Genomic DNA, 21,690 nt, shown 5'->3' on the forward strand with positions numbered 1-21,690 from the left:
CAGGCGTAACGGGGGCGGTCCGAGCGGTCCCGGCATGCCGTGCACGCAGGCCGGGCGTTCGGGTCGTCATACACGCTGTGAGCGTTGTGTCAGTGCGCTGTGAGCGGCGGGACCTAGCGTCGCCGTCATGAACAACACCAGGGTCCTGATCTCCGGCGCGAGCATCGCCGGTCCCGCGCTGGCATATTGGCTGGCCCGCTACGGCTTCGACGTCACGGTGGTCGAGAAGGCCGCCGAGCTGCGGCCGGGTGGGCAGGCGGTCGACTTCAAGGGCGTCACTCACCGTACGGTGCTGAGCCGGATGGGCATCCTCGACGACGTCAAGCGGCTGCAGACCGGCGGGCAGGACGGCACCGTGGTCGACGCGCGGGGTCGCAAGCTGGCCGTCGTCCCGGGTGAGTTCAGCGGCGGGGAGATCGAGATCGTCCGGGGTGATCTCGCGCGGCTGCTCTACGACCGCACGTCGTCGACCTGCGAATACATGTTCGGCGACTCGATCAGCACGCTCGATGAGACCGGCGAGGGCGTGCATGTGACTTTCCAGCACGCGCCGCCGCGGACATTCGACCTAGTCGTGGGCGCTGACGGGATCCACTCCCACACCCGCGGGCTGGCGTTCGGGCCGGAGGCGGATTATGTCCGGCATCTGGGCTACTACTACGCCCTGGCCGACATGGACACCGGCGACGATGATGCGATGTACGGCGAGCCGGGCCGGATGGCCGCGATCGGTGGCCGCAAAGCCCCGGCGTTTTTCGTCTTCGCGTCGGAGCTGCTCGACTACGACCGCGACGACGTCGACCAGCAGAAGCGGCTGGTCGCCGACGCGTATCGCGGTGGCGGGTGGCGGATCCCGGAGCTGATCGCGCAGCTTCCGGCGGCGAAGGAGTTCTATCTCGACTCGATCAGCCGGGTGACCACGGACCGGTACTCGAGTGGGCGGGTGGTGCTGCTCGGCGACGCCGCCTACGGCAACACGCTGGGCGGATTCGGGACCGGGCTCGCGGTCGTCGGTGCCTACGTGCTGGCCGGCGAGCTGTTGCGGGCCGGCGGCGACCACACGGTCGCGTACGCACAGTACGAGGCCAAGTTCCGCGGTTATGCCAAGGTCTCCCAGCAGGTCAGCGCGGGCCGGATTCTCGCACCACGGACCAGGCTCGGGATGCGTGGGCGTAATGCCATGTTCTCGGTGTCGTTGCTGTTCAAGCCGCTGATGAAGCTCATGGACCGGTTCGCCACCGACATCGAGCTGGAGGATTACCCCTCAGAGCACGGTGACGCGGGACGTGCGGAACACCCGGACGAACTGCAGGACCACGGCTGAGACGATGCCAGCCAGTGCGAGCGTCGACAGGATGCGGTTGCCGCCGGTCAGCTCGTCGACCGCGCGCAGGGTGAGGCAGACACCGAAGAGGAGCTCGATCGCGGCGAGCATCCCGGGGCCGAGCACGGGCTGCTTGCGCCAGAGGTGCACCGGGCCACCCGCGGCGCGGTGCCGGCGGACAAGCAGGATCACTGCGAGGGTGACGCACAGTGCGGCCGCGGCGAGCTCGAAGACGATGAACGCCGTGTCGGACGTTGACATGGGAGGAACGGTATCGGGTGTGCGCCAGCGCGGGGCCGGCGCACTCCCGGCGGATATCAGCCCTCGCGGACGATGGCCTCGGCCACCCGGCGCAGCTCGCGCTGGTCCGGCACGAAACCGTCGGCGATGTCGTGGTGCAGACCGGCCTTGGTCTCGTCGAGGATCTCGGTGGCGACCGTGTCGACGGGCTCCCCCGCGTACTCGTGGGAGACCTTGTCGGTGGCGGCCTGCATCGCCGACGTGAGCTGCTGCTCCAGCGGGCCGCGGAGCTTCTCCTCGACCGGGCTGAGGCTGTTCGGGTCCAAAGTGACGTGTGGCTCGACCATGGTGAGCTCTCCCCCGGCTTTATGTCTGACAACTACTGAAGACAACGCGCGAATACCCATCATGGCTCGGTCGGCAAACCGCCTGACTGAGCCGGGTGACAAGAGATCTGGGCTGGGTGACAAGAGATCGATGGTTACGGGTTTGTTTCGTGAGCCGGTGGGGCAGGGTGATCGCACGTGACCTGTGTGACCTAGATCACCTTGGAGGGTCCATGGCACTTGCCCGACGAATAGCCGCAGCGGCGGCCGCGACGATGCTGCTCACCCCGCTCGCCGCCTGCGGATCCGACGACGAGGGCGGGATACCCACCCTCAACCTCTACCAGTTCCCCGTGCAGGACATGCAGACCGTCATCGACACCTGCAACCAGGCGGCGGCCGGCCGCTACGAGATCGCGTACCAGGTCCTCCCCCGGGCCGCCGACGACCAGCGCGTGCAGATGGTGCGCCGGCTGGCCGCCGAGGACGACAGCATGGACATCCTCGGCCTCGACGTGACCTGGACCCAGGAGTTCGCCAGCGCGCACTGGATCAGGGGCTTCACCGGCGCCGACCGCGCCGAGATCGAGAAGGGCACGCTCGCCGGTCCGCTGGCCTCCGCCACCTACGACGGCAAGCTGTACGCCGCCCCGAACAACACGAACGTGCAGCTGCTCTGGTACCGCAAGGATCTCGTGCCCACGCCGCCGACGACGTGGGACGAGATGATCCGGGCGTCCCTGAAGCTGAAGGCCGAGGGCAAGCCGTCGCAGGTGCTCACCATGGGTGCGCAGTACGAGGGCCTGGTCGTGCTCTTCAACAACCTCGTCGCCAGCGCCGGCGGGCACGTGGTCAGTGACGACGGCAAAACCGCGGTCATGGATGAGGGTACGGTCACCGCGCTGCGCGTCATGCGGCAGTTCGCCACCGCAGGCGTGACGAGCGCGTCGTTCTCCAACTCCATCGAGGACGACGTGCGGCTCGCTTTCCAGAACGGCGACGGGGCGTTCCAGCTCAATTGGCCGTACGTGTATTCGGCCCTGCAGAGCGACGCTCCGCAGCTGGCACCGAACGTCACGTGGGCCCGGTATCCGGCGATCGACGCGGGGACGCCGAGCCGGGTCACGATCGGGGGCTCGAATCTGGCGGTCAGCGCGTACAGCAGGCATCCGGATCTGGCTGTCGACGCGGTGAAGTGCCTGCGCAACGCCGCCAATCAGAAGTTCCTCGCCATCAAGGCCGGGCAGCCGCCGTCGATCGAGAGCGTCTACGCCGATCCCGAGATGACGAAGGCGTACCCGATGAAGCAGGCCATTCTCGACGAGCTCAAGGATGCGGCGCCGCGACCGTTGACGCCGGCCTATCAGAACGTCTCGACCGTGGTGGCCGCGCAGTTGTCGCCGCCGTCCGCGATCGATCCCGCACGGACCGCCGCGGAGTTGAAGAAGGCGATCCAGGACGCCATCGACTCCAAGGGGGTGCTCCCGTGACCGCCGTTGTGGAAAAGCCGCGCAAGGCCGCTCGGAGCAAGGTCGCTCTGAGTGAGGGAAAGAGGCAGGAGCGGCGGCTCGGCTGGTTGCTTTGCGCGCCGGCGGCGATCGTGATGGTGGCGGTCACCGCGTACCCCATCCTGTATTCGTTCTGGCTTTCCCTGCAGCGCTACGACCTGAAGTTCCCCGGCGACCGGGAGTTCGTCTGGTTCGACAATTACATAACCGTGCTGGGCAACGGCTACTGGTGGAGCGCGTTCGGCGTGACGATGCTGATCACCGTCATCTCGGTTGTCTTCGAGCTGGTGCTCGGCATGGGGCTCGCGCTGATCATGCACCGGACCCTGATCGGGCGCGGCCTCGTGCGCACGTCTGCGCTGATCCCGTACGGCATCGTCACGGTGGTCGCGGCGTTCAGCTGGCGCTACGCGTGGACGCCCGGCACCGGATACCTCGCGAACCTCGTCACGCCGGACGGGGCACCGCTGACCGAGCGGGCCAGCGCGCTCGCGATCATCATCGTGGCCGAGATCTGGAAGACGACGCCGTTCATGGCGCTGCTGCTCATGGCCGGGCTGGCGCTGGTGCCCGAGGATCTGCTCAAGGCGGCGTCGATGGACGGCGCGAGCGCGTGGCAACGGTTCGTGCGGGTCATGCTCCCGGTCATGAAACCGGCGATTCTCGTGGCGTTGCTGTTCCGCACGCTCGACGCGCTTCGGGTATTCGACAACATCTACGTGCTGACAAACGGCGCGAACGATACGCGATCGGTGTCGATCATCGCGTACGACAATCTCATGAAGGGTTTGAATCTCGGTATCGGCTCGACGATGTCGGTGCTCATCTTCCTCACCGTGGCGATCATCGCGTTCATCTTCGTGAAGCTGTTCGGAACGGCCGCTCCCGGGGCCGGCGACGAGGGGAAACGCTGATGCCCGTCAAGCTCAAGTGGGGACTGCTGGACGCGCTCGTCGTGGTTTTCGCGATCGTGCCGGTGCTCTGGATCGTGTCGCTGTCGTTCAAGACCACGGCGACGCTGACCGACGGCAACTTCATCCCTCGCGAATGGACCCTCGACAACTACCGGACCATTTTCCAGACCGACCAGTTCGTACGAGCCCTCGTGAACTCGATCGGGATCGCGCTCATCTCGACCCTCATCGCGGTGGTCCTCGGCACGATGGCCGCGTACGCGATCAGCCGCCTGGACTTTCCCGGAAAGGGCCTGCTCGTCGGGGTTTCCCTGCTGATCGCGATGTTCCCGCAGGTGTCGCTGGTCTCGCCGCTGTTCAACATCGAACGGCAGACCGGGCTGTTCGACACGTGGCCGGGCCTGATCCTGCCCTACATCACGTTCGCGCTGCCGCTGGCGATCTACACGTTGTCGGCGTTCTTCAAACAGATCCCGTGGGACCTCGAGAAGGCCGCCAAAATGGACGGTGCTACCCAGGGCGAGGCGTTCCGCCGGGTGATCGCCCCGCTCGCGGCGCCCGGCGTGTTCACCACCGCGATCCTGGTCTTCATCTTCTGCTGGAACGACTTCCTCTTCGCCATCTCCCTGACCTCGACCGAGCAGTCCCGCACGGTCCCGGTGGCGCTGTCGTTCTTCACCGGCGCCTCGCAGTTCGAGGACCCGACCGGCGCGATCTCCGCCGCCGCCGTGGTCATCACGATCCCGATCATCCTCTTCGTGCTGTTCTTCCAGAAGCGCATCGTCGCGGGTCTCACCTCCGGCGCCGTGAAGGGATAAGAACCCATGGCTGACATCGTTCTCGACAAGGTGACCAAGAGCTATCCCGACGGCACGATCGCGGTGCACGGCATCGACCTGGAGATCGCCGACGGCGAGTTCATCATCCTGGTCGGCCCGTCCGGCTGCGGGAAGTCCACGACCCTCAACATGATCGCCGGCCTGGAGGACATCACGACCGGCGAGCTGCGCATCGGCGGCGAACGCGTCAACGACAAGGCGCCCAAGGACCGGGACATCGCGATGGTGTTCCAGTCGTATGCGCTGTATCCGAACATGACCGTACGCGACAACATGGGCTTCCCCCTGAAGCTCGCCAAACTCCCGAAGGCGGAGATCGACAAGAAGGTCGGCGAGGCCGCGAAGGTCCTCGAACTGACCGACTACCTCGACCGCAAACCCGCGAACCTCTCCGGCGGGCAGCGCCAGCGGGTCGCCATGGGCCGCGCGATCGTGCGTAACCCCAAGGCCTTCCTGATGGACGAGCCGCTGTCCAACCTGGACGCCAAACTGCGGGTGCAGATGCGTACGCAGGTATCACGCCTGCAGAAGCAGCTCGGCACCACCACGGTCTACGTCACCCACGACCAGACCGAGGCGATGACGCTCGGCGACCGCGTGGTGGTGATGCGCGCCGGTCACATCCAGCAGGTCGGCGACCCGCAGACCCTCTACGACAAGCCGGTCAACCTGTTCGTCGCCGGGTTCATCGGCTCCCCCTCGATGAACTTCCTCCCGGCCACGGTGTTCCCCGGCGGTCTCCACACCCCGATCGGCGACCTCCCGATCCCGGTCAAGGACAACGCCCCGAAGGACCTGGTCCTGGGCATCCGCCCCGAGCACTTCGAGGACGCCCGGCTGGTCGAGGAGGCGCTGCGGCCGCGCGGCTTCGAGTTCACGCTGCCGGTCGACCTCGTCGAGTCCATGGGCTCCGACAAGTACGTCTACTTCACCGTTGAGGGCGGAAAGTCGGACCTGGCGTCAGCGGACCTTGCCGACCTGGCCGCGGACGCCGGCGGCGCGGACCTCCCCGACCAGAGCGGCCTGGTCACGCGTCTGTCGGCGGAATCCCGGGTCCGCGAGGGCGCCGACGCCCGCATCTGGCTCAACCTCGACAAGATCCACCTCTTCGACCCCTCCGACGGCCGCAACCTCACCCTCGATTAGGTCTCCATGGGGACGCTCGGTTAACCGGGCGTCCCCGACATCGGCGTCAGAGGCTCTGGCCGCCGGAGAGGTCGATGATCGAGCCGGTTGCCCATTGGAACGCGTCGGAGAGGATCGCGGGGACGGCGGCGGTGATGTCGGCAGTTTCGGCGATGCGGCCCTGGGCGATCGTGTGGGCGGCGAGTTGCTGCACGTCGGGCGAGCGCATCATCCCGCCGCCGAAGTCGGTCGCGACCGCGCCGCCCATCAGCGTGTTGACCCGGATGCCCCGGTCGGCGAGTTCCACGGCCTGGTAGCGGGTCAGGACCTCGATCGCGCCCTTGGTGGCGGCGTAGGCGGACATGCCGGGCACGACGCCGCGGGTCAGCGCTGTCGTCACGTTGAGCACGCGGCCGCCGTCGTTGATCAGGGGCAGGAGCGCCTGGGTGAGGAAGAACGGGGCCTTGAGGTTCACGGCGACCAGCTCGTCGAACTGCTCGGGCGTGGTCTGCGCGTACGGTGCATAGGTCCCGATCCCCGCGTTGTTGACCAGGTAGTCGAAGGTCTCGACGCCGAACCGGTCCCGCAGCGTCTCCCGGACGGCGGTGACGAATGCGGGGTACGTGTCGAGTTCGGTGACATCGAGCCGGCAGAAGTCGGGGCCGGGTGAACCGGTGCGGTAGGTGCCCAGGACCGCGACACCCGCACGCGTCAAATGCTGTGCCATACCCTGGCCGAGCCCGCGCCCGGCGCCGGTGACCAGTGCAATTTTCGTCATGCCGTCACGATGATGGAGGCGCCCCGCCGGATCGAGCGGTTGTCCGCTGAACGGACGCCCCGTTGAATCAAGCCCGTTGAGCGGACGCCAGCTCGATCGCCGCCCGGTGGACGGGGGCCGCGAGCCGGTGCGCGGGGCGGTGCGCCGCGGTGGCGACCTGCAGGGCCGCCTTTCGCCCGCCGGGCAGCCCGACCGGCACGGCGTAGCAGGTCAGCCCCTCGAACATGTCCTCGTCGTCGACCGCCGCACCGAACGGCCGTCGCCGCGCCGCCGGTGTGGTGCCGGGGGCCAGGACCATGGCGGCGGCCGTCGACGCGGGCATCCGCGCACCGCTGCGCGCGTCGATCGGGAGCGTGTCGCGGCCGGGGATCATCTCCAGCGCGACGAAATCCCCGTCCGACGCCACGACCAGCGACACCGCGGCGCCCGTCTGCTCCCGCAACCGCGCGATGACCTTCGAGGCCGACTCGCGCAGCCCGGCGAGCGGTTCGACCCGCTGCGCGAGGTCCAGCAGGGACGCCGCCAGTGTCCAGTGCCCGTTCGCCCACTCCACCGCGCCGGATTCGCGGAGCTGGCCGAGCAGCCGGTGCACGGTCGGCCGGGGCAGCCCGGTCAGCTGCGCGAGCCGCGCGAGCTGGTGCTGCGTGCCGGCCTCCGGCAGGGCCCGCAGCACGCGGAAGGCACCGTCGACGACGCTGCGCGGTTCCCGGTCCGCCATCACTCACCTCACGGTCGCTGGGTCAGGGCCTTCCCATAATTCTCGACCGCCAGGTACGCGTTGAGGTGCGGGTGCCTGCTGGCCACCGCAACGTCCCGCCAGAACCGCTGGACGGGGTTCGAAAGGGCAAAAACGCCCGCGCCGTGCAGGTCGACCAGCATGTCCACCGCGGCCCGGCAGTCGCGGGCGATGGACGCCTGGTCCATGTGCCAGCGCGGCAGGTCCGCCGGCGGCACGTCGTCGCCGTCCACGGCTGCCGCGAGCGCGAAGGCGGTGCGCTCGGCGCGTTCGATCAGGTGGGTGGCGTCGGCGAGCCAGTGCCGGGCGCCGGGCGATTCGCCGATCGAGGCGTACGCGCTCATGAACGGTTTGCGGCCCGAGTCGAACATGGCGTGCGTGGCGTCCAGGGCACCCCGCGCCCCGCCGATCACCGGCCCGATCACGGTCAGTGCGAAGAGCATCACGTCGTTGACGCCGAACGGGCGGAACGGCGCCACCTGCACGGCCGGAACGACCAGCTCCTCGGCGACCAGCGTGTGACTGCCGGTCGCGCGCATGCCGGCCACCCGCCAGGTCCGGTCGATGCGCAGGTCGGCAACGCGGAGCTGGGCGAAATGCGGCACGCCGTCGATCATCAGCGCCACCCCTGCCCACGTCGCGTCCTCGCATCCCGACGCGTTCGGCCACGCGCCGGTGACGGTGACCGTGCCGTCGTCGTTGCGTGTACCCCGACCGCACTCCGGGCGGCCCGACCCGCAGGCCAGATCCGCGTAGACATCCTTGAGCAGCGATTCGTCGGCCAACCGCCCCGCGAGGGTCTTGCTCACCACATTCACGCCGACAACCCACGACGAGGACGGATCCGTGCGGCCCAGCTCGATCAACCGGCCAAGGATCGCCCCCGCACTCGCGCCCTGACCGCCGTGCTCAACCGGCACCGCGAGCGCAAAATCGCCGGCCGCCCGCAGCTCCTCGATCGTCTCGAGCGCCAGCCGGCTTTCTTCCAGACCATCAATCATGATCAAACCCAATCGCATCGGTACGCCCGGAGCCATGCGCGAGCGGACCCGGGGCATACGCGTGTGTACCGCGGTTACCATTTCGGCCGTGGATGTGATCAGCGAGGCCGTGGAGGATCTGCGGATCGGGCAGGTCTACGGGCGCCGGGCCGAGGTGGGGGCGTCGTTCGCGGGCCGGTTCCTGTCCTGCGAGGGCGTCGGCTTCCACGTGATGCTGCGTGGCGAAGGCTGGCTGATCTCCGGCTCGGCCCCGCCGGCGCGGATGCGTGCCGGTGACATCGCGCTGATCCCGCACGGCGCCGAGCACGGGTTCTCCCCGGAGCCGTGCACGCTGGCCGAGCTGCCCCCGGCCCCGATGGGCCTGCAGGATCCGCCGGCCGAGCGGCTGCCGGTCGAGATGATCTGCGGGATCTACCGGCTGGAACGAGGCGGCGCTGTCCACCCGTTCCTGCGCTCGCTGCCGGACGTGCTGCTGGTGTCGCCGGACTACGACCGTGAGGCTCGTTTACGCGTACTCATCGACCTGCTCGTCGAAGATCTGGACAAGCCGCGCGAGGGCACGCTCGTGACCCGGCCGGCGCTGGTCGACCTGATGCTCGTGCACACGTTGCGGCTGTGGAGCGGGACGACCGCGGAAACCTGGGACGCGCTCGGCGACCCGGGCATCGCGGCCGCCCTGCGGGAGATCCACGACAGCCCGCAGACGCCGTGGACCGTGGAACGACTCGGTCGCACGGCCGGGATGTCGCGGACCGCCTTCACCCGGCGCTTCACGACGCTGGTCGGCACGCCACCGATGACGTACCTCATCGGCCGCCGCCTCAACCAGGGCGCCCACCTGCTCCGCGAGACGGACGCGCCGCTGTCCGCGATCGCCCGCCAGGTCGGCTATGCCACGGAGTTCGCGTTCGCCGGCGCGTTCCGCCGCGAGTTCGGCATCTCCCCCGGCCGCTTCCGCCGGCGCACCGAGCCCATCCTGAATTAGTCGAGGGTGCGGCTGCGCTGGTCGAGGCCGAGGAGACCGTACGGATAGTCGGGTGCCTGGGGGTCGCTCGCCGCGTCGAGGGTCGCTGTCTCCGCCGGGTTGAGGTGCAGGGTTGCGGCCTTCAGGTTGGCGTCGAGCTGTTCGACCGTACGCGCGCCGAGGATTGTCGATGTAACGCCGGGGCGGTCGGAGACCCAGGCCAGAGCGACCTCGGCCATCGACACGCCACGGCCCTCGGCGACCTGCTGGACGGCGTCGATGACCGTCCAGGCACGCTCGGTGCCGCGCCGGTCCCAGGCCTCCATGCCGCGCTCCGGGTCCTCGCCGAGCCGCGTCGCCCCCACGGGCCGCTGGTCACGCCGGTACTTGCCGGAGAGCCAGCCGCCGCCGAGCGGGCTCCACGGCAGCAGACCCAGACCGGCATCCACGGCGGCGGGCACGATCTCCCATTCGATCTCGCGGACCAGCAGGCTGTACTGCGGCTGCAGCGTGACCGGCCCGGCGATCCCCAGCTGCCGCGCGACGTGTACGGCCTTCGTGAGCTGCCATCCCGTGAAGTTCGAGAAGCCGTAGTAGCGGATCTTCCCCGACCGTACGAAACCATCGAGCGTCCGCAGCGTCTCCTCGATCGGCGTCACCGGATCCCACGAGTGCGCCTGGTAGAGGTCGATACTGTCCAGCCCGAGCCGGGCCAGGCTGTCGTCGAGCGCCCGGGTCAGGTGCCGCGCGCTCAGGCCCCGCGCGTTCGGCTCGTCCGCCAGCGGGAAACGGCCCTTGGTCGCGAGGACCACCCGGTCGGTCAGGTCGCGGGGCCGGTCGGCGAACCAGCGGCCGACGATGCGTTCCGACTCGCCTCCCGCGTACACATCAGCGATGTCGACCAGAGTGCCACCCGCCTCGAGGAAGCGATCAAGCTGAGCGTGCGCGACCTCCTCGCTGGACTCCGCACCGAAAGTCATCGTGCCGAGGCAGAGCGTCGAAACCGCACATCCACTGTTACCGAGCGTCCGATATTCCATTCCTGGAACTTAACCCGTTCACGATGATCGACTATGGTTCGGCGCATGGCGAGCGACGGGTCCCCGGTCATCGACACGACCGTGGCCCACCCCGCCCGCCGCTACAACTACTTCCTGGGCGGCAAGGACAACTTCGCCGCCGACCGCGCCTCCGCCGACGAGATCGAACGGGTCCTCCCCACGATCCGGGTCGGCGTCCGCGCCAACCGTGACCTGCTGCGCCGCGCCACCGCGTACCTCGCGGGCGAAGCCGGCATCCGCCAGTTCCTCGACATCGGCACCGGCCTGCCCACCGCGGACAACACCCACGAGGTAGCCCAGCGCCACGCCCCCGACAGCCGCATCGTCTACGTCGACAACGACCCCCTGGTCCTCACCCACGCCCGCGCCCTGCTCACCAGCAGCCCCCAGGGCCGCACGGCCTACCTCGCCGCCGACCTCACCGACCCGGCCGCCATCCTCACCCACCCCGGCCTCAGCGCCACCCTCGACCTCACCCAGCCGGTCGCCCTGATGCTGGTCGCGGTCCTCCACTTCATCCCTGGGCGCGGCGCTGCGCAGCCGATCGTGCAGCACCTGCTCGACGCGCTCCCCGCCGGCAGCTACCTGGTCGCCACCCACGCCACCCAGGACTTCATGCCCCCGGCCCAGGCTCTCGCCTACCAGCGCATGCTCGACGAGGGCCGCTCCGACGTCTGGACCAGGGATCGCGCGGAGTTCACCGCACTGTTCGAGGGCCTCGACCTGGTCGCCCCGGGCATCACCCCACCCAGCGAATGGCGCCCCGCCGTCCACATGGGCATCCCACCCCGCGAAGACGTCGCCGTCTGGTCCGGCGTCGGCCGCAAACCCTAGCCAGCCAGGTAGTCGGATCGGCTCAGGCCAGGTGGCGGCGCCACCAGTCCAGCATCGGCTCGGGGCGCCGTTGGAACTCCAGGTATCCGTCCCAGCGTGCGGTCGTGTCGCGTACCCAGGCCAGGTGTTTGTCCTCGACATTCATGACGTCGTGCATCTGCTCAAGGTCCGCGGGCACAGTCAGGGTGTCGTCGTGGACGCCGTACAGGTAGGTCGGGATGCGTACGTGGCGCGCCCATGCGGCGTCCGGGCGTTCGCCGAAGCTGAGGGAGGTGCCGAGCTTGACGCGCCGGTCCAGCTCGTCGAGATGGTGTGCGCCGACGCCGAGCAGGTCCAGCATCCGGGCCATGATGACGCGATCGGAGACGGGCTGGCACGCCACCAGCGAGTGGACGCCGTCGAACGCTGCCGCGTCCTGGCGCATCGCCGCGAACGTGGAGTTCGCGCCGAGGCAGCGGCTGAACAGGCTCACCCGCATCGCCGCGGTGTCGCGCCGCTGTGCGGCATAGCTCAGGGAGCCGAGCACGTCGCGTCCCTCATACAGGCCGCTGGTGACCATGCCGCCGTTCGCGGCCCCGCTGAGTCCCATGTTGCGCAGGTCGTAGGCCAGCACGTTGTAGCCGGCCTCGTGCAGGATGCGGTAGTCGGGGACGAAGTTGACCTCCACCGTGTTGCCGCTCGGTCCCCAGATCGACGCCCACGGTTGGAGGTGGGTGGGCAGGCCGGCGCGGTTGAAGCCCATCGGATGGTTGGCGATGATCAACCGGTCGGAGTCGGCGGGGATGAACCAGCCTTCCAGCGGCACCCCGTCGGCGGAGGGGAAGGTGACGTCCTCGTAGGCGAGGACTTCCTCGGCCGGGGTGTGCAGGATCGGTGAGCGTGGCGGGCTGGTGAAGCCGTGCGCGAGCTGGTCGAGGGCGGCGTCGGTCGTCGTGTTCATCGGTGTGCTCATCCGTTCGGCTTCTCGGGGGTCAGGTGCATGAGCGTGCGGCCGGTGGCGAAGTCCACGGGCATCGACACGTGGTCGTGGACCATCAGCCACTGGCCGTCGATGAGGCGGAAGCAGTTCGTCGTACGGACCCACATGTCGGTGTCCTGGCCGTTCATGGTGCCGTCCAGGCGCACGAGAACCCGGGCGACGGCAAGCTGGTCGCTGCTGTGCACCTCGAGGCCGGCGAACTCGAGGCGCAGCGGACCGGCGAAGGCGGCGAAGAAGCCGACCCAGTTGTCGCGCCATCCGGTGCCGCCGCGGAACTCGATGGGCGGCATGAGGTCGAAGGCGCTGAAGGCGTCGCCGTCGGCGTAGAAGGACATCATGGCGTCGACGTCCTTGGCCTCGAAGGCGTCCTTCCAGTCCTGCATGCGTTGCCGGATCTGCCGGTCGACGGTGGTGGTCGGTGTGGTGGTCACTGTCGTTGTCCTTTCCGGGTGAGGCTTACGCCACCGATGGTTGACCAGGCCCGGATCGGTATCCATACAGCGTTTATGCGGGTATGGCGCGTACCCCTCTCAGGTCTCGAGCAGCTGCCGCATGCGGCGCGCGTCGTCGTCGGTGTCGGGGGTGTAGAGCACCAGGCCCAGCCCCGGCTCGTCGTCGATGGCGTACGACGAGTACCAGATGGCGATCTCACCGGCGATCGGATGCGCCAGGCGCTTGACGCCCTCGCCGAGAATGCCGACGTCGTGGGCGTTCCACATGCGGGCGAAGTCGGCGCTGCGGGCACGGAGTTCCTCGACGAGGATTTCCGCGCGTTCGGTGGTGCCCCAGCGGGTCAGCTCGCGGCGGAAGGTCGACACGGCCCGCCCGGCTTCCCGCTCCCACTCCGGGAGCCGCCCGCGCGTGACCGGGTCCAGGAACAGGATTTTGAGGATGTTGCGGTCCGCGGGCGCCATGGCTTCGTAGTCCGACAGGATCAGCCGCGCGGTCCGGTTCCAGGCGACCACGTCCCAGGCCGCGGTCTTGATGTACGCCGGTCCGTGCGCGAACCCGTCCAGTGCGCGCCGGAACCGCGGGTCTATCCGGTCCGCGTCGACGTGTGCCGCCTCCGGCCGCTGCCCGTGAGCGAGCAGGAACAGATGTTCGCGCTCGGCCCGGCCCAGCAGCAGTGCGTCGGCAACGCTGTCGAGCACCTGCGCCGACGGCGTCCCACCGCGGCCCTGCTCCAGGCGGGTGTACCACTCGACACTCAGCTTCGCGCGGCTGGCGACCTCCTCGCGGCGAAGCCCGGGGGTTCGGCGGCGGGCACGCGCCGGCAGACCGACGTCGAAGGGGTCGAGACGCTCTCGGCGCGAGCGCAAGAAGGCGCCCAGGGTGTTCTCCGGCAGTGCCACGGCCGCACCATACGCTCGCAAGATCAATGATGGGCTCTTCGGAGGCGTTGCCTCTGATCGTGGACACCTTGAAACCGGTTGGCCGGCCAAGGGGCGGCCCGGATCGCCCGGGTCACGATCTAGGGTCGGAGGATGGGGCTTTCGGGGACGGGGCTTTCGGGGACGGGGCTTTCGGGGACGGCGGCCGAGCGGTTCGGGCTGGCTCGGGTGGCGCGGCTGGCGACCGTCGCGCCCGATGGGGCGCCGCATCTGGTGCCGATTGTGTTTGCGCTGGTGGGCGACGTGATTCATACCGGGGTTGACGGGAAGCCGAAGCGGCATCGGAAGCTGCAGCGGCTGACCAACATCGCGCATGAGTCGCGGGTGAGCGTGCTGGTCGACCACTACGACGATGACTGGTCGGCGTTGTGGTGGGTACGGGCCGACGGGGTCGCCGAGGTCGCCGGGACGCCTGAGCCGGCGCTGCTCGCCCGCTACCCGCAGTACCGGGACGAGCCGCCGCCGGGGCCGTTCCTGCGGATCCGGGTGGAGCGGTGGACGTCCTGGGTGGGTGACGCCGCCTAGGTGGTCTGAGTACGGCGACTCAAGAGGGCGGGGCCTGCTCTCCGCGACGATCAACGGCGTGACCGCTTACCCCTGCCCGTTCTGCCGCGCCGAAGCGTCCCTGGCCACCGGTTGTCCCGGTTGTGGCCGCGGGCCGGACGCGGATGCCGCCGAGGTTGTCCGCCTGGACGGCGAGATCCCGGTGCTGACCGCCCGGCTCGCCACCGCCCGCGAGGCGGTCGGGCTGGCCGATTCGGCGTTGCGGCGGGCCTGGCGGCAGCGGGACGCGGCGGCGACCCGGGTGCGGACGGCCGTCGGTGCCGCCGTCCACGCCGCACCGAAGGCTCCCGCGATGACCGCCCCGGTGACCACGGCGGCGTCGGAGCGCTCGGCGCCGTACGTCACGGCCGCCGCAACTGAGGCGTCCACCCGGCTGATGCAGAACACCCTGTTCACCCTCGGCGGCCTGCTGCTCGCGATCGCCGCGATCGTGTTCACCGCCGTCGCGTGGTCCCAGTTCGGGCTGCGGGGCCGCGCGGGACTGCTCGCTGTCGCGACGGTGGTTGCGCTCGCTGCGCCGCTTTTCGCGCTGCGCCGCAAGCTCACGGCGACCGCGGAGACCTTCGCCGCGATCGGCCTGCTGCTCGTTCTCCTGGACGGGTACGCCGCCTGGTATGTGAACCTCTTCGGCCTCGCGGACACCTCGGCGTACGGCTACGCCGGGGCGGTCTTCGCGGTCACCGCCGCCATCGCCGCCGGATATGAGCAGCTGACCGGCCTGATCGGCCCCCGTTTCGCCGCCCTGGTTCTTGCGCAGCCCGTGCTGCCACTGATGGTCGCGCCGATGCACCCGGGGGCGGGCGGTTGGGCGTACACCCTGATCGGGGTTGCCGCCGGAAACCTCGCGGTGATCCACCTGCGCAGGGGCACGCTGACCGTCGCGGCCTATACCCTCGGATCAATCGCGGTCAGCATCGCCGCCCTGATCACGCTCGGCGATCTCGTCACCGTCTCGACCGTCACCGAGGCCGCGCTCTCCGGTTCCGCGCTGGTGACGGCCGCGGGCCTGGTCCTGACCGCCGCGGTCCTCGCCCGCGAGACCGTGCTGCGCGACCTGGCCGCCGCTGCCCTGGTGGTCACCCTCGCCATCGCCGGCGGGCGCCTGGCGTCGGTCGCGGCCGGCGGCTTCCAGGCCCCGCTGCTGATCACCCTGATCGTGACGCTCCTGGCCGTCGCCACCAAGTTCCTTCCCGCATCGGTACGTACCGGGCCTCGCATCGGCGCCCTCATCGCCTTGGTCCTGCCGGTGGTCGTAGCCACCCTGGCAACGCTGATGGCCGTGGCGGTCGGCGTCTCGGACTGGCGGCTCCCCGCGGCACTCGTCATGCTGACCGTCGGCGTGCTCGCGCTGCTGCCCCGGCTCGACGTGCTGTTCATCGGGGTCGTGCTGCTGGGGTTCGCCACGCCGGCCGGGTTCGGGCTGGTGTGGTGGGCCGCGGCCCCGATCGACCTGGCGCTGCTGGCGGCGGCCCTGTGGCTCGCCTCCTCGCGGCTGCGGTGGGCGCTCGGCGTCGCGGTCGTCCTGGCCGGGCACGCGATCTTCGTCGCCTCGGCCTCGTCCGGCGTCACCGCGCTGACGGTGGGGGCGCTGGCGGTTGCGGGGGTCGCGGTGGCCTGGCAGCGATATTGGTACGCGGGCCCGGCCCTGTCCGTCGCCGTACTCGCCGTGCCGATCGCGTCCTGGCAGGCAATGACCTGGTTCGGCTGGCCGCCGCCGGCGCAGAGCCGCGTGCTCCTGGGCGTGGCCGCGCTGCTGGTCGCTGCCACGTATGTCCTGACCCGGCACCGCACGTTCACCGTCAACGCGACGCTGCTCGTGATCGTCACGGCCCCCGGGTGGGCGTGGGCGTCGGGCGACTCGCGAGCCGTCTACGCGGCGGCGGGTGTCCTGCTGGTCGCCGGTCTCGTCCGGCACCACCTCGACAACGGGCCGGCGGTGACGGCCGGGCTGCTCGGCGCGGCGTATGTGTCGGCTGCCGGGCGGAGTCTGTCCACCGTCTACGTCCTGCCGTATTCGCGTGGCACCGGCCCGGTTGCCGTCGCTGATGCGGTGGGCTTCGGCATCATCGCCGTCGCGGTTGCGGCCGCGGTCTGGCAGCTGTGGGGCCGGCGAGCGGCGGCATGGGCGACCGCGCCGGTGGTGGTGCTCGGCGTGCCGGTCGCCGTCGCCGTGGGGGACGTGTCGTGGCCGGTGCTGCCAATGACCAGCCTGGTGCTCGGGCTCGGCGCGTTGGTCCTGGCCGCGCTGGGCGGCGCCAAGTGGGGGCGGCACACTGTGGCCCCCTGGCGGGGGAGTGCCCCGCTGCGCGTGACGCTGGCCGTGGCCGGGGTCGTCGCTGGGGGTGCCGGGCTGGCGGGTTCGGCTGCTACGGCGGCGACCGTGCTGGTGGCGTACGGGATGATCGTGGTGTCGGGTGTGGTCGTCGGTCTTGGTGGGCGGCCGGATCGGGTGCGGGTCGCGGGGTGGCTCGGCGCGGTTGTCGCCGGCTTCGCGGAGGCCTGGGTGGCGGCGCGGACGCTGGGCCTGCCGCTGCAGCAGACGGCGTTTGTGCTGCTCGGGGTCGCGGCGCTGGTCCTGGCGCTGGGCGTCGTCATCCGGCGGGAAGGACGGGTCCTGCAAGGCGCGGCACATGCGGGTGCGGTGGTCGCCCTGGCGATCAGCAGCGGCAACATCCGGTACGCGGCTGCGGTGTGCACGCTCTGGGGGCTGGCGCTCGGTGTGCGAGCCCTGGTCCGCGACGGCCGCCGAGCACATGTCGTAGCGGCTGCCGCGGTCGAGCTGGTGGGCGGGTGGCTGCTGCTGGCGGCGGAGCAGGTTGCTGTCGTGGAGGCGTACACCATTCCTGCTGCTGTTCTGGCCCTGCTGGCCGGGTGGCAGCTGCGCCGCAGCCGGCTCTCGAGCTGGACCACCTACGGCCCGGCTCTGGCCGCGGCCCTGCTCCCCACCCTGATCACCGTCCTGGTCCAGGAAGGCGAACCCCTGCGGCGCCTGCTGCTCGGCCTCGCCGCCCTCGCGATCACGGTTGTGGGAGCCCAGTTCCGCCTGCGAGCCCCGGTCGTGGCGGGCGGGGCGACCCTGATCGTGGTCGCCCTCCACGAGGCCATCCTGGTCTGGGACCTCCTGCCCCGCTGGATCCCCCTGGCCCTCGCCGGCCTCCTGCTGGTCGGCCTCGCCATGACCCTCGAACGCCGCCGCCGCGACGTCGCCCGCCTCCGCGCCGCCATCACCCGCATGGGCTAGACCGATCATCCCGCTCGGCTCGGCCGCACGGCTCCCACGGGGGTGAACCGCGCGGCCGAGCCGCAGAGCGCCCTTTACCTCGTGAGCCGGGTGCACGCCTGGTCAGGCTGCGTAGCGCTCCGCACTCGCGCGTGACGTGGCGATGGAGGGTGGGATCAGGGCCAGGACGACCATCGCGGCGATGACCGCGGCGAAGATCAGGCGGGACCATTCCAGGTGTTCGGCCAGCTCCCAGGTTTCCTTCACGGCCAGCAGGAATGCACCGGCGGCACCAGCCACCACCAGGCAGAGGGTTTCGCAGGCGGCGCAACCTCCGCAACCGCCGCCTCCATGCCCTCGCGATCAACCTCCAGGCCGAGCAGCTCCCGCGCGCCCTGGTACAACGGACCCACCACCAGCAGCCACGCGCCCGCAAAGCCGATCCAGCCAATTTCCGTCATGCGCAGACCCGTCCCGCAGCTTGTAAGCGTATTAGCCGAAAAGCTATTGGCATTAGCGAGGGGTGTCAAGATCAGGCCGCCGGGTCGTCCTTGCGGTCGAGGGTGAGGATGAGGTCGACGACCAGGGCGGTCCAGCCGGTCTGGTGCCAGGCGCCGAGGCCTGCGCCGTTGTCGCCGTGGAAGTACTCCGGGAAGACGATGAGGTCCTTCCAGTCCGGGTGGTTCTGGAAGAGTTCGTTGGCGCCGTAGATCGGGCGGCGGCCCCAGGAATCGGGGACGAAGAGGGCTATCAGGCGGCGGGAGAGGTCGTCGGCGACGTACGTCAGGGAGTGCTTGGTCTGGGAGCCGGTCGGGTATTCGACCATGAGGTCGTCGCCGAAGAAGGCGGCGAATTCGCGCAGGGCCTCGATCAGCAGGAAGTTGACCGGCATCCAGACCGGGCCGCGCCAGTTGGAATTGCCGCCGAAGAGGCCGCTGGTGCTTTCTGCGGGTTCGTAGCCGACGGTGAAATCCTGGCCGCCGAGGGACACCGTGAACGGTTTTTCGAGATGGGCGCGGGAGAGGGTGCGCAAGCCGTACGGGGAAAGGAATTCCTCCGGGTCGAGCATGCGCGCCAGGATCCGCAGCAGCTGGTCCTGGCCCACCATGGACAGCAGGCGTTGCTGGCGGCCGTCGGCTGACAGGCGGCGGGCGCTGATCACGTCGCCGGTTTCGGGCTGGTTGGCGAGCAGCCAGCGCAGCCGGGCGCCGAGCTCCGGGAGGCGGTTCAGGGTGCCCGCGCTGAGCCGGGTCGTCGCCGCGAGCGGGAGCAGGCCGACGATCGAGCGGGCCTTGAGGGGCATTTTGTGGCCGTCGGGAAGGCGTAGGACGTCGTAGAAGAAACAGTCCTCGTCGTCCCAGAGACCTTGTTTGTAGGCGGCTTCCGCGATGTACGCGAAATGCTCGAAGAACTTCGTCGCCATGTCCTCGTACGTGCGGTCGTGCAGGGCGAGGCGAATGGACATGTCGAGCAGGTTGAGGGCGTACATCGCCATCCAGCCGGTGCCGTCGGACTGTTCGAGGACGCCGGCCACGGGGAGCGCCGCTGAACGGTCGAACGGGCCGACGTTGTCGAGGCCGAGGAAGCCGCCTTCGAACACATTGTTGCCGCCGACGTCCTTGCGGTTGACCCACCACGTGAAGTTGAGCAGTTGTTTGTGCATGATCCGGGCGAGGAAGTCGTGGTCGCGGCCGCCGTCGATCTCGAAGACGCGCAGCGCGGCCCAGGCGTGGACCGGCGGGTTGACATCGCCGAACGCCCACTCGTACGCGGGGATCTGGCCGTTGGGGTGCATGTACCACTCGCGCAGCAGCAGGAGCAGTTGCGATTTCGCGAATCCGGGGTCGACGCGGGCGATGCTGACACAGTGGAAGGCGAGGTCCCAGGCGGCGTACCAGGGATATTCCCAGGGGTCCGGCATGGAGATGACGTCGAAGCTGTTCATGTGCCACCAGGCGTTGTTGCGCCCGTAGCGCCGGCCCGGTGGCGGTGGCGCCGAGCCGGGGTCGCCTTCCAGCCATTGCTTGACGTCGAAATGGTAGAACTGCTTGCCCCACATCAGACCGGCGATTCCCTGCCGGGCGACCGCGGCCTCTTCCGCCGATGCCGCCGCCGGGATCACGTCGGCGAAATAGGCGTCGGCCTCGGCCTCGCGGGCCTGGACGACGGGCGCGAAATCGAGGTCGAGCTCGGTGGGGGAATCCGATTCGGTCAGGCGCAGGCGGATCTGCCGGGTCTCCCCCGGGCCGAGCGTGATCTCGTAATACAGCGCGCCCTTGGTGCCGACCCCCGCGGGATTCACCGTCGGGGCGCCGTTGACCACAAAATCGTTGATGCCATCCTTCGGGTACGTGCTCTTGCCCGGCAATCCCCACAGCCGCTGCGAATTCGTCTCGTTGTCGCAGAGCAGCGCGGGCGGTTCACCCTCGCCGTGCAGTTCGAGGTGCCCGAGGCTGCGGTGCTCGCCGACGAGCCGTCCGGGCGTACCCGTGAGGACCGGGACGGGACGGTTGTTGAGGCCCCACGACCAGGTGTTGCGGAACCAGAGTGACGGCAGGACGTGCAGCGTGGCCTCGTCCGGGCCACGGTTGGAAATGGTCACCACGATGCACATGTCGCGCGGGGACGCCTTGGCGTAATCGACGGTCACCGCCCAGAACCGGTCCTCGTCGAACACCCCGGTGTCGACCAGCTCGTATTCCGGCTCGTCGCGGGAGCGCCGGCCGTTGACGGCGACCAGTTCGTCGTACGGAAAAGCTGTCTGTGGATAGTGGTATCGCCAGCTCATCCAGGAGTGCGTGGGGGTGGAATCCTGGTACCACCAGTATTCCTTGGCGTCCTCGCCGTGATTACCGCCGTCGCCGCCGAGGCCGAACATCCGCTCCTTGAGAATCGGATCGGTCCCGTTCCACAAGGCGAGGGCAAAACAGAACGTCTGCCGCTCGTCACAGATCCCGGCCATGCCGTCGTCATTCCATCGGTACGCCCGGGAGCGCGCATGATCGTGCGGGAAGTAATCCCACGCCGTGCCGTGCTCGCTGTAGTCCTCGCGGACGGTCCCCCACGCGCGCTCGGCCACGTAGGGCCCCCACGCTCGCCACGGCTGCTCGCCGGAGTCCGCCTGCGCCAAGCGCTCGCGCTCCGCCACGCCGTGCCTCCCCCTGCTCTTACATCCTCACTACGAACATTAACGGAAGGCATCGACGGGTGATCGAGAACACTTCCTATATAAACGGTTAGTTAGTTACCGTCGAGGGGTGAGCAACGAAAAGTCCCGGCAGCCGGACGGCAAGCCCCGGCAGCGCGATGCGGAGGCCACCAAAGCCCGCCTTCTGCAGGCCGCGACCGATGAGTTCGCGACACACGGCATCGCCGGCGCCCGGATAGACCGCATCGCCGCGGCGGCCAAGGCCAACAAGGCCCTGGTCTACGCGTACTTCGGCAACAAGGAGGCGCTGTTCGAGACGGTTCTCGACACGCATGTGGGCAGGCTGCTCGCCGAGGTGCCGTTCACCGCCGACGACCTTCCCGGGTATGCGGGGCGGCTCTTCGACTACCTGCTCGCCCACCCGCACCAGCTGCGGCTGGCCACCTGGCACCGGCTGGAGGTGGGCGCCGGCAAGCGCAATCCCGCCGAGCTCAACGACTCACTGGAGCACAACGCCGGCCTGATCGGCGCCGCCCAGGACCGGGGCAGCGTGCCCACCACGTTCAACCCCGCCGATCTGCTGGTGTTCACCCTCGCGCTCAGCAGCGCCTGGATGCCCGGCAGCCCCACCGCCATGCCCCGAGCCGTCCTGGACGGTCACCGCACGGCGGTCATCGAGGCGGTCCGCCGCCTCGTCACAAAGTAGAGCCCCCACCCCGGGCGGATTGCCGCCCAACC

Annotated in this window: 22 protein-coding genes; 10 read left to right on the top strand and 12 right to left on the bottom strand. The window is 69.5% G+C overall.

All coding sequences use genetic code 11. From position 1 onward, the window contains the following. Positions 1-127 precede the first annotated feature (127 nt). Entirely contained in the window at positions 128-1,324 is a 1,197-nt protein-coding gene (locus tag Ahu01nite_RS00885; protein ID WP_203834387.1) for an FAD-dependent monooxygenase, read from the top strand. Here Ahu01nite_RS00885 and Ahu01nite_RS00890 read toward each other — a convergent pair. Continuing rightward, positions 1,265-1,585: a hypothetical protein gene (locus Ahu01nite_RS00890; protein WP_203834388.1), complete on the bottom strand. Its 321-nt coding sequence runs from the start codon at positions 1,583-1,585 to the stop codon at positions 1,265-1,267. The two genes, Ahu01nite_RS00885 and Ahu01nite_RS00890, sit on opposite strands and share 60 nt — an antisense overlap. A 56-nt stretch (positions 1,586-1,641) precedes the next feature. Beyond that, positions 1,642-1,911, bottom strand: coding sequence for a hypothetical protein (locus Ahu01nite_RS00895; protein ID WP_203834389.1), 270 nt, complete (start codon positions 1,909-1,911; stop codon positions 1,642-1,644). Between the two features lie 212 nt (positions 1,912-2,123). Here Ahu01nite_RS00895 and Ahu01nite_RS00900 point away from each other — a divergent pair, with 212 nt between their 5' ends. Genes Ahu01nite_RS00900 through Ahu01nite_RS00915 form a run of 4 tightly spaced genes read left to right on the top strand, consistent with a single transcriptional unit; the run spans position 2,124 to position 6,297 of the window. After that, entirely contained in the window at positions 2,124-3,380 is a 1,257-nt protein-coding gene (locus Ahu01nite_RS00900) for an ABC transporter substrate-binding protein (RefSeq protein ID WP_203834390.1), read from the top strand. Beyond that, the gene (locus Ahu01nite_RS00905; protein WP_275411687.1) at positions 3,377-4,312 is read left to right on the top strand and encodes a carbohydrate ABC transporter permease; all 936 of its coding nucleotides are present in this window, start codon (positions 3,377-3,379) and stop codon (positions 4,310-4,312) included. The genes Ahu01nite_RS00900 and Ahu01nite_RS00905 overlap by 4 nt, the downstream gene beginning before the upstream one ends. Further along, a complete protein-coding gene (locus Ahu01nite_RS00910; RefSeq protein WP_203834391.1) occupies positions 4,312-5,130 on the top strand; it encodes a carbohydrate ABC transporter permease in 819 nt (272 codons plus the stop codon). Before Ahu01nite_RS00905 ends, Ahu01nite_RS00910 begins: the two co-directional genes overlap by 1 nt. Before the next feature lie 6 nt (positions 5,131-5,136). Continuing rightward, a complete protein-coding gene (locus tag Ahu01nite_RS00915; RefSeq protein WP_203834392.1) occupies positions 5,137-6,297 on the top strand; it encodes an ABC transporter ATP-binding protein in 1,161 nt (386 codons plus the stop codon). Between the two features lie 46 nt (positions 6,298-6,343). Here the strand turns inward: Ahu01nite_RS00915 and Ahu01nite_RS00920 are convergent, their stop codons facing one another. The 3 genes from Ahu01nite_RS00920 to Ahu01nite_RS00930 all read right to left on the bottom strand — a co-directional run bounded on the left by Ahu01nite_RS00920 (position 6,344) and on the right by Ahu01nite_RS00930 (position 8,791). Beyond that, the gene (locus Ahu01nite_RS00920; RefSeq protein ID WP_203834393.1) at positions 6,344-7,054 is read right to left on the bottom strand and encodes an SDR family NAD(P)-dependent oxidoreductase; all 711 of its coding nucleotides are present in this window, start codon (positions 7,052-7,054) and stop codon (positions 6,344-6,346) included. 67 nt (positions 7,055-7,121) lie between these two features. Beyond that, a complete protein-coding gene (locus Ahu01nite_RS00925) occupies positions 7,122-7,772 on the bottom strand; it encodes a helix-turn-helix domain-containing protein (RefSeq protein WP_203834394.1) in 651 nt (216 codons plus the stop codon). 8 nt (positions 7,773-7,780) lie between these two features. Further along, positions 7,781-8,791 (bottom strand): acyl-CoA dehydrogenase family protein, encoded by a 1,011-nt coding sequence (locus Ahu01nite_RS00930; RefSeq protein ID WP_203834395.1) that lies wholly within the window; start codon positions 8,789-8,791, stop codon positions 7,781-7,783. A gap of 88 nt (positions 8,792-8,879) precedes the next feature. Between Ahu01nite_RS00930 and Ahu01nite_RS00935 the strand changes: the two genes are divergently transcribed. Further along, complete coding sequence (locus Ahu01nite_RS00935) at positions 8,880-9,776, top strand: AraC family transcriptional regulator (protein WP_203834396.1); 897 nt, start codon at positions 8,880-8,882, stop codon at positions 9,774-9,776. On the opposite strand, the gene Ahu01nite_RS00940 is transcribed toward Ahu01nite_RS00935, so the two are convergent. Then, on the bottom strand, positions 9,773-10,795 hold the full coding sequence (locus Ahu01nite_RS00940; RefSeq protein WP_239158529.1) for an aldo/keto reductase: 1,023 nt from the start codon (positions 10,793-10,795) through the stop codon (positions 9,773-9,775). The genes Ahu01nite_RS00935 and Ahu01nite_RS00940 overlap by 4 nt on opposite strands. Positions 10,796-10,840: 45 nt before the next feature. Here Ahu01nite_RS00940 and Ahu01nite_RS00945 point away from each other — a divergent pair, with 45 nt between their 5' ends. Further along, entirely contained in the window at positions 10,841-11,650 is an 810-nt protein-coding gene (locus Ahu01nite_RS00945) for an SAM-dependent methyltransferase (protein ID WP_203834397.1), read from the top strand. A 22-nt stretch (positions 11,651-11,672) separates the two neighbouring features. Here the strand turns inward: Ahu01nite_RS00945 and Ahu01nite_RS00950 are convergent, their stop codons facing one another. From Ahu01nite_RS00950 to Ahu01nite_RS00960, 3 genes are all read right to left on the bottom strand, one after another. Continuing rightward, positions 11,673-12,602, bottom strand: coding sequence for an alpha/beta hydrolase (locus tag Ahu01nite_RS00950; RefSeq protein WP_239158530.1), 930 nt, complete (start codon positions 12,600-12,602; stop codon positions 11,673-11,675). After that, a complete protein-coding gene (locus Ahu01nite_RS00955) occupies positions 12,599-13,060 on the bottom strand; it encodes a YybH family protein (protein WP_203834398.1) in 462 nt (153 codons plus the stop codon). Before Ahu01nite_RS00955 ends, Ahu01nite_RS00950 begins: the two co-directional genes overlap by 4 nt. A 99-nt stretch (positions 13,061-13,159) precedes the next feature. After that, on the bottom strand, positions 13,160-13,981 hold the full coding sequence (locus Ahu01nite_RS00960) for a helix-turn-helix transcriptional regulator (protein WP_203834399.1): 822 nt from the start codon (positions 13,979-13,981) through the stop codon (positions 13,160-13,162). A gap of 132 nt (positions 13,982-14,113) precedes the next feature. Between Ahu01nite_RS00960 and Ahu01nite_RS00965 the strand changes: the two genes are divergently transcribed. Together Ahu01nite_RS00965 and Ahu01nite_RS00970 are read left to right on the top strand one after the other, a co-directional pair. Further along, positions 14,114-14,545: a TIGR03668 family PPOX class F420-dependent oxidoreductase gene (locus tag Ahu01nite_RS00965; protein WP_203834400.1), complete on the top strand. Its 432-nt coding sequence runs from the start codon at positions 14,114-14,116 to the stop codon at positions 14,543-14,545. A gap of 58 nt (positions 14,546-14,603) precedes the next feature. Beyond that, positions 14,604-17,825, top strand: a complete 3,222-nt coding sequence (locus Ahu01nite_RS00970) for an SCO7613 C-terminal domain-containing membrane protein (RefSeq protein WP_203834401.1) — start codon at positions 14,604-14,606, stop codon at positions 17,823-17,825. A 102-nt stretch (positions 17,826-17,927) separates the two neighbouring features. On the opposite strand, the gene Ahu01nite_RS00975 is transcribed toward Ahu01nite_RS00970, so the two are convergent. From Ahu01nite_RS00975 to Ahu01nite_RS00985, 3 genes are all read right to left on the bottom strand, one after another. Beyond that, positions 17,928-18,071, bottom strand: coding sequence for a hypothetical protein (locus Ahu01nite_RS00975; protein ID WP_203834402.1), 144 nt, complete (start codon positions 18,069-18,071; stop codon positions 17,928-17,930). Then, positions 18,068-18,265: a hypothetical protein gene (locus Ahu01nite_RS00980; protein WP_203834403.1), complete on the bottom strand. Its 198-nt coding sequence runs from the start codon at positions 18,263-18,265 to the stop codon at positions 18,068-18,070. Before Ahu01nite_RS00980 ends, Ahu01nite_RS00975 begins: the two co-directional genes overlap by 4 nt. A gap of 71 nt (positions 18,266-18,336) precedes the next feature. Then, positions 18,337-20,952: an MGH1-like glycoside hydrolase domain-containing protein gene (locus Ahu01nite_RS00985; protein WP_203834404.1), complete on the bottom strand. Its 2,616-nt coding sequence runs from the start codon at positions 20,950-20,952 to the stop codon at positions 18,337-18,339. Positions 20,953-21,061: 109 nt separating this feature from the next. Here Ahu01nite_RS00985 and Ahu01nite_RS00990 point away from each other — a divergent pair, with 109 nt between their 5' ends. After that, positions 21,062-21,658, top strand: coding sequence for a TetR family transcriptional regulator (locus Ahu01nite_RS00990; protein WP_203834405.1), 597 nt, complete (start codon positions 21,062-21,064; stop codon positions 21,656-21,658). Positions 21,659-21,690 lie beyond the last annotated feature (32 nt).

This window comes from Winogradskya humida, from assembly GCF_016862215.1.
GTDB classification, from domain to species: domain Bacteria; phylum Actinomycetota; class Actinomycetes; order Mycobacteriales; family Micromonosporaceae; genus Actinoplanes; species Actinoplanes humidus.